This window comes from Leifsonia sp. 22587 (assembly GCF_052044215.1).
Lineage (GTDB): Bacteria > Actinomycetota > Actinomycetes > Actinomycetales > Microbacteriaceae > Leifsonia > Leifsonia shinshuensis_C.
Genome location: NZ_JBQENB010000001.1, coordinates 872446 through 885305, shown reverse-complemented (window position 1 = coordinate 885305; position 12860 = coordinate 872446). Strand labels below are relative to the sequence as shown.

Here is a 12860-nt window from a genome sequence, read left to right as displayed (position 1 = left end):
GCGGCCGTGGCGGCCGCCCGCGGGAGCGCGTCCCGCGGGCGAGCCGTCGGCCGGGGCCGTGCCCTGCGGCGCGGCGAGTGTGGGATTCGACATGACGGTCCCGGCTACTTCGCCTTGCTCAGGGAGGCCTGCGCGGTGGCCTGCGCGGTCTTCAGCCGGGTCTCCAGGTCGGAGGACGACACGCCTCCCGACGAGAGCGCGGGGATGGACTGCACCACCACGTTCACGAGCGCCAGCTGGGTGTCGCCCCAGGCTCCGGAGAACGGCGTTCCGTACGCCTTCGTGCCGGCGTCGAGGATCGGGCCGAGGAGCTCGTTGCCGTCCTCGATCTTCTTCGCGGCGGCGGCGTTGGTGGGCAGGTCGCCGAAGGTCTTCGTGTACGCGATCTGGTTGTCCTCGCTCGTGAGCATCTTGATCAGCGCGAAGGCGAGGTCCTGGTTCTTGGAGTACTTGGCGACCACCATGTTGTCGCCGGAGATGATCGTGGCCGCAGCCTTGCCGTCGGACGGCAGCTTCGACGCCCCCGGCGGGATGGTCGGCATCACCGCGTAGGCGTACTTCCCGGCGACGCCCGACGCATCCAGCGAGACCTGGGACGACGAGGACACCATCGGCAGGAACGCGGCTTTGCCGGACGCGAAGGCCGCGACCGCCTGCGCGTTCTTCCACCCGATCGCGGCCGGGTCGACCACCTTGTCCTTGGTGAGCCAGCCGAAGTAGGTCTGGTAGGCCTTCTTCACGGCGTCGTCGTCGATGGTCGCCTTCTTGGTCTTCAGGTCGAGCAGCGTGTTGCCCTGCTGCATCGACATCGCCCAGACGAACTTCCAGGGGTCGAAGCTGTCGGCGTAGGCGATGGCCATCCCGTGCACGTCGCCGCTGGTGAGCTTCTTCGCCTGCGCGGCGAGTCCATCCCAGGTGTCGGCGGGCTTGTCGATGCCCGCGGCCTTCAGCAGGTCCTTGTTGTAGGCCATCACGAACGGGCGGCTGAGGAACGGGATGCCGACCTGGTCGGACTGGCTCGGCCCGGAGATGCCGAGGGTGGCCGGGACGAAGCGGTCGCGGCCGCCGATCTTGGCCCAGTCGGCGGCGGTGAGCTTCACGAAGGCGCCGGTGGAGTACGCCGTGGGGGTGAACGTGGTGCCGAGGTCGTAGATGTCCGGGCCCTGGCCGCTCAGCACCGAGGTCTGGATCTTGGTGAGTTCGTCGTTCGCCGACGCGAACGTCTCGAACTTCACCGTGGCTCCGGTCTCCTTCTGGAACTGGGCCGACACATCCTGGAACCACTTCTGCTGCTGGGTCGGGTAGAGGGTGTTGGCGGCGATCATGACGTCGAGGGTCTTCCCGGCGCCGTCGACCTTCCCTCCCGCGGATGCCGTGGAGGTGGAGCCGGAGCCGGAGCATCCGGTGAGCGCGAGCCCGGCGGCCGCGAGGGCCGCCACCGCGCCGAGCGCAAGACGTGATCTCATTCGTACTCTCCTTCGAGCAGGGATCTGGTGGGCCTCGACCCGGCCGTGCCGGGGAGGTTGGTGGCGACTCTAGGAGGGGTGCAAATCGGACTGCAATCGTTTGCCAGAATTTGCCATCGTGTGCTCTGATAGCCGCATGAGCCCTCTCACCGGTGCGGGGAACGATCGCCCCGCGACCCTCGCGGACGTCGCCGCGCTCAGCGGCGTCGCGACCTCCACGGTGTCCCGTGCGCTCTCCAACCCGGGCCGGGTGAACGCCCGCACCCGCGAGCGCATCGAGCGCGCGGCACGCGAACTCGACTACGTTCCGAACTCGCAGGCCCGCGCGCTGACCAGCGGCCGGACCCGGGCGATCGCGGTGCTCGTCTCGGACGTCACGAACCCGTTCTACTTCGGCATCATCCGGGGCACGCAGCAGCAGCTGAAGGCAGCCGGCTACACCCAGCTGCTGGTCGACACCGAGGAGTCGGACGAGCTGGAGGACGGGACGCTGCACAAGCTGCGGCGGTCGTTCGACGGCGCCATCCTCGCCGCATCCCGGCTCACCGACCGCCGGCTGAGCGCGCTCGCCCAGGAGATCCCGCTGGTCGCCGTCAACCGGCAGACCCGCGGCGTGCCGAGCGTCTTCATCGACACGCCGAGCGCGATCGAGCAGGCCGTCGGCCACCTCGTCTCGCTGGGTCACCGCCGCGTCGCCTACGTCTCGGGGCCGGCCACCTCGTGGCCGAACGAAGGACGCTGGCGCGCCCTCGTCCGCGCCGGCGAGCGCTACGGCGTCGAGGCGGTGCGTCTCGGTCCGTTCGCTCCGCGGCAGTACGCGGGCGCTGCGGCGGCGGACGCGGTGCTGCACTCCGGCGTCACCGCGTGCATCGCGTTCAACGACCTGCTCGCGATCGGGATGCTGCCGCGCTTCCGCGAGCGCGGCGTGCGCATCCCGGACGACCTCAGCATCGTCGGCTGCGACGACATCTTCGGCGCCGACTTCTGCAACCCGCCGCTGACGACCCTGACGGCGCCGATCGAGCAGGCAGGACGGACGGCCGTCGCCATGCTGCTGTCGCGCCTCGACGGCGGACTCGCCCCCGTGGTGCGCCAGGCCGTCACCCTGCCGACCCACCTCACGGTCCGGGACTCCACCGGACCGGCGCCCCACGCCGCACCGACCACGAACGGAGCATCGCCCGCATGACCGCCCTGGCACCGCATCCCGACCGACTGCTCCCCGCCGACCCGGGCGTCCGCGACCTGGCGCGGCGGCTGCACGCCGAGGTGGCGGACGCGCCGATCCTCTCCCCGCACGGTCACGTGGATGCGCGGATGCTCGCCGACGACGAGCCCTTCCCCGACCCGGCCGCGCTGCTCATCACGCCCGACCACTACGTCACGCGGATGCTGCACGCGGCGGGCGTGCCCCTCGACGACCTCGGCCTGGCGCGGAACGGCCGCCCGTCCCGGGCCACGGGTCGCTCGATCTGGCGGACGCTGTGCGAGCACTGGGACGTCTTCCTCGGCACACCGGTGCGGCTGTGGTTCGAGGCGGAGTTCAGCGAGGTGTTCGGCCTGACCGAGCAGCCTTCGGCGCAGAACGCCGACCGCCTGTACGACCAGCTCGCCGAGACCCTCGCCGACCCGGCGTTCCGCCCGCGGGCGCTGTTCGAGCGGTTCCGGATCGAGGTCCTGGCGACCACGGACGACCCGGCGGACGACCTGGCGGCGCACGCCCGGCTGGCGGCGGATCCGGATTTCCGCGGCCGGGTGATCCCGACCTTCCGCGCCGACCGGTACATGCACCCCGACGAGGACGGGTGGGGCGCCCGTCTGGAGCGGCTCGCCGCGGCCGCCGACACCGACACGTCCACGTACCCGGGCCTGCTGGAGGCGCTGCGCCGCCGCCGCGTTGCTTTCAAGGAAGCGGGCGGCACGGCCACCGACACCGGCGTGCTCGACTCGGGCTGCGATCCGCTCGACGAGGCCGAGGCTTCGCGCATCCACCGGGCCGCCCTCGACGGCACCGTGACCGCGGCGGAGGCCGTCGCCTACCGGCGCAACATGCTCTACCGGCTCGCCGAGCTGTCGGCGGAGGACGGCCTGGTGATGCAGCTGCACCCCGGCGTGCTGCGCAACCACCACCGGCCCACCTTCGACGCGTACGGCCCGGACACCGGGCACGACCTGCCCGCGGTCGGCGCCTTCACCGCGCCGCTCACGCCCATCCTGCGCGACTTCGGCACCGATCCCGTGTTCCGGCTGGTGCTGTTCACCGTGGACGAGACGACGTTCTCGCGCGAGATCGGCCCGCTCGCCGGGTTCTACCCGTCGGTGTACGCGGGGGCGCCGTGGTGGTTCATCGACACGCCCGACGCCATCCTGCGCTACCGCCGGGCGGTCACCGACAGCGCCGGCTTCACCAAGACCAGCGGGTTCATCGACGACACGCGCGCGTTCTGCAGCATCCCAGCGCGCCACGACATGTCCCGGCGCGTGGACGCCTCCTACCTCGCCGGCCTGGTCGCCGAGCACCGGCTGGACGAGGAGGACGCGTTCGCCCTCGCCCGGCGCCTGGTCGACGACATCCCCCGCGCGACCTTCCGCCTCGGTTGACCGAGCCGCGCGCTACGCTGAAGGGACTGCTCGATTCTTGCCACCCGCGGGAGAGCTGACCCCCGACTACATCCCGTCGTGGCGGACGGCCCTCGTCCGTCGCGGCTTCACGAAGGAGCACTACGTGTCACAGGAAGCAACCGCCAACATCGGAGTCGTCGGTCTGGCGGTGATGGGCTCGAACCTGGCCCGCAACCTCGCCTCCCGCGAGGGCAACAAGGTCGCGGTGTTCAACCGCACGTACGCCCGCACCGAGGAGCTGGTGAACGCGCACCCGGAGGCCGGGTTCGTGTCGGCCGAGCAGATGGACGACTTCGTCGCCTCGCTGTCCAAGCCGCGCACCGCGATCATCATGGTTCAGGCCGGCAAGGGCACCGACGCCGTGATCGACCAGCTGGTGGAGCGGTTCGAGCCGGGCGACATCATCGTCGACGGCGGCAACGCGAACTTCCACGACACCATCGAGCGGGAGAAGCGGATCGCGCCCACGGGCATCCACTTCGTCGGCGCCGGCATCTCCGGCGGCGAGGAGGGTGCACTGAACGGCCCGTCGATCATGCCCGGCGGTTCGGTCGAGTCGTACAAGACGCTGGGCCCCATCCTGGAGTCGATCGCCGCGGTCGCCGAGGGCGAGCCGTGCGTGACGCACGTCGGCACCGACGGCGCCGGCCACTTCGTCAAGATGATCCACAACGGCATCGAGTACGCCGACATGCAGCTCATCGCCGAGGCGTACGACCTGCTGCGCACCATCGGCGGCCTCGAGCCCGCGCAGATCGCGGACGTGTTCGCCGAGTGGAACAAGGGCTACCTCGAGTCGTACCTGATCGAGATCACCGCCGAGGTGCTGCGCCAGGTGGATGCGGAGACCGGCAAGCCGTTCATCGACATCGTCCTCGACCAGGCGGGCTCCAAGGGCACCGGCGTCTGGACCGTGCAGAACGCGCTCGACCTGGGCGTGCCGGTCGGCGGCATCGCGGAGGCCGTGTTCGCCCGCGCCGTGTCGTCGAAGCCGCAGCAGCGCGCGGCCGTGCAGGCGACCATCCAGTCGCGGCCCGACGTGCAGAAGGCCGACGACGTGCAGGCGTTCGCCGACGACGTGTCGAAGGCGCTCTACGCGTCCAAGGTCGTCGCCTACGCGCAGGGCTTCGACGCGATCATCGCGGGCGCCGAGAAGTACGGCTGGGACATCCACAAGGACAAGATCGCGAAGATCTGGCGCGGCGGCTGCATCATCCGCGCCCAGTTCCTGAACCGCATCGCCGATGCGTACGACGAGAACCCGGACATCGCCACGCTGCTCGAAGCGCCGTACTTCGCCGACGCCGTCCGCGAGGGCGAGGCCGCCTGGCGCCGCATCGTCGCCACCGCCGCGCTCTCCGGCGTGCCTGTGCCCGGCTTCGGCTCGGCGCTCTCGTACTACGACTCGCTCGCCTCCAAGCGGCTCCCCGCCGCCCTCGTGCAGGGCCAGCGCGACTTCTTCGGCGCGCACACCTACAAGCGCGTCGACAAGGACGGCGTCTTCCACACCCTGTGGTCCGGCGACCGCACCGAGATCGAGACCGAGCCCTCCACCCACTGACCCCGCGGGGCACGCCCCACCGTCGAGTACACGAAAACTGCACGCGGATCCTGCGATCTGCGTGCAGTTTTTGTGTACTCGACGGCGGGGAGGAGGGAGGATGGGAGGGTGACGTACGAGGACCACCCGGAGCTCGCGGAGTACGAGCCCCTCGGGGAGCGACCGCTCCGCGGGCGGACGATGACGGTCGCCAGCCGCGTCTTCGTGGTCGTCGCGCTCAGCGCACTGCTGCTGCCGGGCATCCTGCTCACCATCAGCATCCAGACGCAGACGGCCGACTACACGTGCTCCGTCTACGCGCGGCAGTACCAGCCGGACGCGCTCAGCTCATCCGCACGGTTCGAGCTGACCGGTCCGGTCGGGCCGGGATGGCAGTGCTACGCGCTCAACACCGAAGGGGACGCGACCTGGGTGGCGCCGCTGGGGCTCATCCCGTCGGCTCCGCACCAGTTGCCGTAAAGCGGTTACGCGGCCCCGTCGAACATCGACGTCACCGAACCGTCGGTGAACACCTCGCGGATCGCGTTCGCCAGCAGGGGCGCGATCGGCAGGACCGTCAGGCCCTCCCAGCGCTTGTGCTCGGGCAGCGGGAGGGTGTCGGTCACGACGACCGAGTCGATCGCGTCGCTCTGCAGCAGCTCGACGGCCGGCTCGCTGAACACCGCGTGCGTCGCGGCGACGACGACGCCGGTGGCGCCGGCGGCCTTGAGCGCCTCGGCGGCCTTCACGATGGTGCGGCCGGTGTCGATCAGGTCGTCGACGAGCAGGCAGACGCGGCCGTCGACCTCGCCGACGATCTCGTGCACCGACACCTGGTTCGGGACCAGCGGATCCCGTCGCTTGTGGATGATCGCCAGCGGCGCGCCCAGCTTGTCGCTCCAGATGTCGGCGACGCGCACGCGGCCCATGTCGGGCGACACGACGGTCAGCGTCGAGGGGTCGAGCTCACGGCGCATGTGGTCGAGCAGCACGGGCATCGCGAACAGGTGGTCGACCGGGCCGTCGAAGAAGCCCTGGATCTGCGCGGCGTGCAGGTCGACCGACATGATGCGGTCGGCGCCCGCGGCCTTGAACAGGTCCGCCACCAGGCGCGCCGAGATCGGCTCGCGGCCGCGGCCCTTCTTGTCCTGGCGGGCGTACGGGTAGAAGGGGGCGACGACCGTGATGCGCTTCGCGGAGGCGCGCTTGAGCGCATCCACCATGATGAGCTGCTCCATGAGCCACTCGTTGATCGGCGAGGTGTGCGACTGGATGACGAACGCATCCGAGCCGCGCACGCTCTCGTCGAAGCGGGCGTAGATCTCGCCGTTGGCGAAGGTGCGTGCGTCGGTCGGGATCAGTTCGCTCCCGAGGCACTCGGCGATCTCCTGGGCGAGCTGAGGATGCGCGCGACCGGAGATGAGGACGAGTCTTTTCTGGCCGGTCGCGGTGATCCCTGACACTTACGCTCCGCTCTCTTCCGACGCGTCGCTTTCGCGAGCCGCTCTGTCGGCGTCCGTGCCCGGCCGCTTCTCCGCGACCCAGCCTTCGATATTGCGTTGAGGAGCGACGGTGATCGCGAGGGCTCCGGCGGGGACGTCCTTGCGGACGACCGTGCCCGCCCCCGTGTACGCTCCGTCCCCCATCCTAACGGGCGCGACGAGCACGGTGTTCGTGCTGATGCGGACGTGGGAGCCGATCACCGTGCGGTGCTTGTTCACCCCGTCGTAGTTCGCCGTGATGACGCCGGCGCCCAGGTTGCCCTTCTCCCCCACCTCGGCGTCGCCGACGTAGTTGAAGTGGGCCAGCTTGGTGCCCTCGCCGATGACCGCGTTCTTCGTCTCGGTGAACGTGCCGATCTTGCCGCGCGCGCCGAGCACGGTGCCGGGCCGCAGGTAGGCGAACGGTCCGACCGTCGCGCCGGCGCCGATCACGGCGAGCGTCGCGTCGGTGCGGGTGACGGTCGCGCCCTCGCCGACCTCGGTGTCGGTCAGCGTGGTGTCCGGGCCGATGGTCGCGCCGGTCTCGACGACCGTCGCGCCGCGCAGCTGGGTGCCCGGGAGGACCGTCACGTCGGGGGCGAGCTTCGCCTTCACGTCGATCCACGTCGTCGCCGGGTCCTGCACGGTCACGCCGGCGAGCTGCCAGGTGCGGACGATGAGCGCGTTCAGCTTCGCCGCGGCGTCGCTCAGCTGGGCGCGGTCGTTGATGCCCTCGACCAGCCACGACTCGGCGACCGGGAGCGCATCCACGTCGAATCCGGCCTCGCGGAGCAGGCCGATCACGTCCGTCAGGTACTTCTCGCCCTGCGCGTTGTCGGTCGACACGAGCGCCAGCTTGTCGCGCAGCGCGGCCAGACCGAACAGGTAGATGCCCGCGTTGATCTCGCCGATCGCGCGCTCCTCGGCGGTGGCGTCCTTGTGTTCGACGATGCGGTCGAGGTGGCCCTCCGGGGTGCGGACGATGCGGCCGTAGCCGGTGGCGTCGGCCGGGAAGGACGACAGGATGGTCGCCGCGGCTTCGCCGGAGCGGTGGCGCTCCACGAGCTCGCGCAGCGTGCCCGCGTCGAGCAGCGGGACGTCGCCGTTGACCACCAGCACGTCTCCGGTGAAGCCGTCGGGGAGCGCCGCGACGGCCTGCTCGACCGCACGGCCGGTGCCCGGGACCTCGTCCTGGTCGACGATCACGGCCTCCGGCATGTCGGCGCCGATGACCTCGGCCAGCCGGTCGCGCTCGTGACGCACGACCGCGATCACGTGCGCAGCATCCAGCTCGCGCGCGGTCGCCAGCACGTGGGACACGATCGGGATGCCGCCCAGCGGGTGGAGCAGCTTGGGGGTCGCGGACTTCATCCGCGTGCCCTGCCCCGCCGCGAGGACGACGATGGCGAGATTCTGGTCGGTCATGTCCCTCCAGGGATCGTGCAGTTCGTACGCTCCGCCTCCAGGACTCGAACCTGGACCTAACAGCTCCAAAGGCTGTCGTGCTGCCATTACACCAAGGCGGAACACGCGCGTCGCGCAGATGACAGTCTGCCAGACGCGCTCCGGCCATCCCCCAAGAGCATGGCCATCCCCCAATAGCATGGGGGCATGGCCGACGCACGCGACGAGGTGGACCGCATCGTGGACGCCTGGCTGCGCGAGCGTCCCGACCTCGACTTCGCCCCGCTGCAGGTGCTGTCGCGGGTCGACCGCCTCTCCCGGCACCTCGACCGCGCCCGGCGCGGCGCGTTCGACCGGTCCGACCTGGAGTCGTGGGAGTTCGACGTGCTGGCCGCATTGCGCCGGGCGGGCACGCCGTACCAGCTCAGCCCCAAGTCGCTGCTGCAGCAGACCCTCGTCTCCTCCGGCACGATGACGAACCGCATCGACCGCCTGGTCGCCCGCGGCCTGGTCGAGCGCCGCACCGACCCGAACGACGGCCGCGGCATCCTGGTGCAGATGACCGCGCAGGGCCTCACCCGGGTGGATGCGGCGATCACCCGCCTCGTGGACGCCGAGGCCGAGCTGCTCGACGGCCTCTCCGCCGCCGACGCCGAGCGCCTCGCCGGCCTGCTGCGCAAGCTGAGCCTGGGGTTCGACGCGGAGGGTTGAGGGCGGTCTTGACAGGCTCCTCAGGCACTTCGATATAGTCGGGGGGTCGATAGGACTGCCAAAGCGGTTCCGTTCGGTGGACGAGACTGCCAAAGCGGTGCTCGTACCCACCGAGTCGAACAAAGCAACGAGGTCTGGCTGATGCCGGACCTCGTTTCGCGTTAACGGGGGAATGCATGTATCTGCTGTTCGTGGACGAGTCCGGGACCCATCCTGGCCGCCATCCCTTCGTGCTCGGCGGCCTGGCGATCCATGAAGACGACGCCGCACCGCTGCAGAGAGTGCTCGACGAGGTGGTCGTCACTCACCTCGGTCGCGTCCCGGCGAACCTCGACGAGTACGAACTGCACGCGTCCGAGCTGAGGAACGCACGAACGCCGCGATCCGCGACCCAACGGGCGAGCATCTGGGCGAATGTCGACCGCATGACCCGGCTCGCCCTGTTGGCGGACGCCTACCAGGCGCTCGTCGAGTTCCGGCCGGCCGACCCCCGACAGCCGATCGCGCTCTTCGGCGTCGCCGTCGAGCGCAATTTCCACGGCGACTGGAGCGTCCAGGAACGCGAACGGTGGGCGTACGAAGTGCTCCTGGGCAAGTTCGACACGATGCTGCGGATGTCTCGAACACAAAGACGCATGCCCAACCGGGGCCTCGTGATCCACGATCGCCGCGTGGTCGCGGAGCGTGACATCCAGTCGTGGGTCGCGGCCTGGCGCTCCACAGCCGAACGCATCGGTCAGCTCAAGAACCTCGCCGACGTGCCGTTGTTCGCCGACTCCCGGGCGACGCGTCTCCTGCAGGCCGCCGATCTCGTGTCGTACGCGGTCTTCCGGCGCTACAACCGGCAGTCGCCGAACACGACGGAGTTCGATCGCATCTGGGACTTGTTCCATCGCGAGGGAGAGCTGACGCACGGCTGCGTGCACTACACCCCGTCGTACGGCCAGGGCGACTGCGATTGTCCCCCGTGCGAGGAGCGACTCTTCGCCGAGGCCGTCCGCGACCGTACGATCGCCACGAAGGTGTGAAGGCGCCGCATACCGCGCTCCCAGGTGGCCGTTATGCCGCTCTCATAAAATCGAGGGCGATGAGACTCTCCCGACTGAAGCGACTGCCGTCCCGGGCCAAGCGTGCCGCGCGTTACGAGATCCACGCGCACTGGCGGCGGCAGCCGATCGTGCGGGGCGCCGTGCTGTACGAGTCGTTCTCGGGCAACGGCATGCTGGACAACCCGGAGGCGGTCTTCCGCGAGCTGCTCGCCTCCCCCGACCTCGGTCACCTCACCCACATCTGGGCGCTGTCCGACCTGCGGCAGTACCGGGCCGCGGTCGAAGAGTTCGCCGGCGACGACCGGGTGAGCTTCGTGCGCTACGGCTCCTCCGCCTACTACCGCGCCCTCGCGACCAGCCAGTACCTCGTCAACAACGCGACGTTCCCGCCCGACTTCTCGAAGCGCCAGGGACAGGTGTACCTCAACACCTGGCACGGCACCCCGCTGAAGCGGATGGGGTACGACATCGCCGACGGCGCGCTCGGTACGGCCAACATCATCCGGAACTTCGTCCAGGCCGACTACCTGCTCTCCGCGAACCCGTTCATGTCGGAGCAGATGTACGAGACCGGCTACAAGCTCACCGGCGTCTACCGCGGCACCCTCGTTGAGGAGGGCTACCCGCGCATCGACCGGCAGTTCCTCGACGACCGCGGGCGCGAGGAGGTGCGCCGCCGGCTCGTCGCCGCGGGCATCCCGCTCGGCGACCGCCAGGTAATCCTGTACGCGCCCACCTGGAAGGGCCAGGTCTTCGGCCGGCCCGAGGACGACCTGGATGCGCTGCTCGCGCACATCGGCCAGATCGAGGAGCGCATCGACACCAGCCGCTACGCCGTGCTGCTGAAGACGCACCAGTCCGTGCACGCGCTCGCGGCCCACCGCCCGGAGCTGGCGCGGATGCTCGTCCCGAACGAGATCCCGACGAACCTCGTGCTCGGCGCGACGGACATGCTGATCTCGGACTACTCGAGCATCTTCTTCGACTTCCTCCAGACCGGCCGTCCGATCGTGTTCTTCACGCCCGACCTGGCCGACTACGCAGGCACCCGCGGTCTGTACTTCGAGCCGGACGAGTGGCCCGGCCCGGTGCTCATGTCGGCCCGCGAGGTGGGCGACGCCCTGCACGCGATCGCCGAGGCCGGTGGCGCACTGCCGGCCGAATCGGCCGACCGCTACCGGTCGATGCAGGAGCGGTTCACGCCCTACGAGGACGGGTCGGCATCCGCCCGCATCGTCGACATCGTCTTCCGGGGCAACCGGCACGGCTATCGCCTGCGCAGCGACCTCGCCGACGACGGCCGGCAGAAGATCCTGCTCTACCTGGGCGGGATGCGCCCCAACGGCATCACGACCTCCGCGCTGAACCTGCTCAACAACATCGACCACGACCGCTTCGACGTGTCGGCGTTCTTCGCCCAGAGCCGGTCGCAGGTCATCATCGGGAAGCAGCGGCAGATCCATCCCTCGGTCCGGCAGTTCCCGCGGGTCGGCGGGATGAACGGCGCCAAGCTCGTGCACCTGGCCCGCCACCTCGACTTCCGGCGCGGCCGCATCGCGCAGCACGCCGACATCCCGGCGCAGAACCGGCTGTGGGATGACGAGTGGTACCGCTGCTTCGGGGAGAGCCGCTTCGACTACGTGGTCGACTTCTCCGGCTACGGACCCTTCTGGGCGACGCTGCTGCTGCACTCCCCCGACGCGCAGCGGGCGATCTGGCTGCACAACGACCTGGCGGCGGACGCGCACCGCGAGGTGAACGGCGAGAAGCGGATGCTGCACAGCCTCACGCAGATCTTCACGCTGTACCGGCAGTACGACCACCTGGTCTCCGTGTCGCCCACCCTGTCGGAGATCAACCGCGACGCCCTGGCGGAGTACGCGCCGCCGGAGAAGTTCGTGTCGGCCCTCAACACGGTCGACGCCGAGCACATCCTGGAGAACGCCGCCGCCGACCTGCACGAGCTCACCTTCGACGAGGAGACCGGCAGCATCCCCGACTGGGCGGAGCTGCTGCTCGCCGACGACGACGTGACGACGTTCGTCAACGTCGGCCGGCTCTCGCCGGAGAAGAACCAGACCCGGCTCATCCGGGCGTTCGCGGCCGTGCACGCCGAGAACCCGCGCACCCGGCTGGTCGTCGTCGGCTCGGGCCCGCTGGCCGGCGACCTGGAGGCGCTGGTCGCCGAACTGGGGCTGCAGGGGTCCGTGTTCCTCACCGGGATGCAGCGCAACCCGCACGCGATCATGGCCAAGGCTGACTGCTTCGTGCTCTCCAGCGACTACGAGGGCCAGCCGATGGTGCTCCTGGAGGCGCTGGTGCTGCAGCTGCCGATCATCACGGTCGAGTTCGCCTCGGCGAAGAACGCGCTGCCTGCCGGAAGCGGGATGGTCGTGCCGCAGACGGTCGACGGCGTCGCCGAAGGCATGCGCGCGTTCCTGCGCGGCGACGTCCCCGACAGCCACTTCGACTACCACGCCTACAACCGCAAGGCCGTCGCCCAGTTCTACGCCGCCATCGGCGCCTGACCCGCGCCGCGCCTCCTCCGCTCCCTCCCCCTCCGTCGAGTACACGAATAGTGCACGCC

The 12860-nt window shown here is 70.0% G+C and carries 10 protein-coding genes and 1 tRNA gene; 7 read left to right on the top strand and 4 right to left on the bottom strand.

The features are described 5' to 3' along the window. Window positions 1–104: 104 nt before the first annotated feature. Complete coding sequence (locus tag ACTJI1_RS04325) at window positions 105–1466, bottom strand: ABC transporter substrate-binding protein (protein ID WP_440741679.1); 1362 nt, start codon at window positions 1464–1466, stop codon at window positions 105–107. Window positions 1467–1602: 136 nt separating this feature from the next. On the opposite strand from ACTJI1_RS04325, the gene ACTJI1_RS04320 reads away from it, so the two are divergent. The 4 genes from ACTJI1_RS04320 to ACTJI1_RS04305 all read left to right on the top strand — a co-directional run bounded on the left by ACTJI1_RS04320 (window position 1603) and on the right by ACTJI1_RS04305 (window position 6108). Beyond that, window positions 1603–2655, top strand: a complete 1053-nt coding sequence (locus ACTJI1_RS04320; protein ID WP_440741678.1) for a LacI family DNA-binding transcriptional regulator — start codon at window positions 1603–1605, stop codon at window positions 2653–2655. Then, entirely contained in the window at window positions 2652–4067 is a 1416-nt protein-coding gene (uxaC, locus tag ACTJI1_RS04315) for a glucuronate isomerase (RefSeq protein ID WP_440741677.1), read from the top strand. The genes ACTJI1_RS04320 and uxaC overlap by 4 nt, the downstream gene beginning before the upstream one ends. Before the next feature lie 172 nt (window positions 4068–4239). Further along, a complete protein-coding gene (gndA, locus tag ACTJI1_RS04310) occupies window positions 4240–5649 on the top strand; it encodes an NADP-dependent phosphogluconate dehydrogenase (RefSeq protein ID WP_440742173.1) in 1410 nt (469 codons plus the stop codon). Window positions 5650–5757: 108 nt separating this feature from the next. Next, window positions 5758–6108, top strand: coding sequence for a hypothetical protein (locus ACTJI1_RS04305; protein WP_310130329.1), 351 nt, complete (start codon window positions 5758–5760; stop codon window positions 6106–6108). 5 nt (window positions 6109–6113) lie between these two features. Here the strand turns inward: ACTJI1_RS04305 and ACTJI1_RS04300 are convergent, their stop codons facing one another. The 3 genes from ACTJI1_RS04300 to ACTJI1_RS04290 form a co-directional block, all read right to left on the bottom strand. Next, complete coding sequence (locus ACTJI1_RS04300) at window positions 6114–7091, bottom strand: ribose-phosphate diphosphokinase (RefSeq protein ID WP_440741676.1); 978 nt, start codon at window positions 7089–7091, stop codon at window positions 6114–6116. Further along, on the bottom strand, window positions 7092–8534 hold the full coding sequence (gene glmU / locus ACTJI1_RS04295) for a bifunctional UDP-N-acetylglucosamine diphosphorylase/glucosamine-1-phosphate N-acetyltransferase GlmU (protein ID WP_440741675.1): 1443 nt from the start codon (window positions 8532–8534) through the stop codon (window positions 7092–7094). A gap of 29 nt (window positions 8535–8563) precedes the next feature. Continuing rightward, window positions 8564–8635: transfer RNA gene (locus tag ACTJI1_RS04290), tRNA-Gln, on the bottom strand. Between the two features lie 85 nt (window positions 8636–8720). Here ACTJI1_RS04290 and ACTJI1_RS04285 point away from each other — a divergent pair. The 3 genes from ACTJI1_RS04285 (at window position 8721) to ACTJI1_RS04275 (ending at window position 12801) form a co-directional block, all read left to right on the top strand. Continuing rightward, window positions 8721–9224 (top strand): MarR family winged helix-turn-helix transcriptional regulator, encoded by a 504-nt coding sequence (locus tag ACTJI1_RS04285; RefSeq protein ID WP_310130335.1) that lies wholly within the window; start codon window positions 8721–8723, stop codon window positions 9222–9224. A 176-nt stretch (window positions 9225–9400) separates the two neighbouring features. Next, window positions 9401–10252 (top strand): DUF3800 domain-containing protein, encoded by an 852-nt coding sequence (locus tag ACTJI1_RS04280; protein ID WP_440741674.1) that lies wholly within the window; start codon window positions 9401–9403, stop codon window positions 10250–10252. Between the two features lie 59 nt (window positions 10253–10311). Beyond that, entirely contained in the window at window positions 10312–12801 is a 2490-nt protein-coding gene (locus tag ACTJI1_RS04275; protein ID WP_440741673.1) for a CDP-glycerol glycerophosphotransferase family protein, read from the top strand. Window positions 12802–12860: the final 59 nt, after the last annotated feature.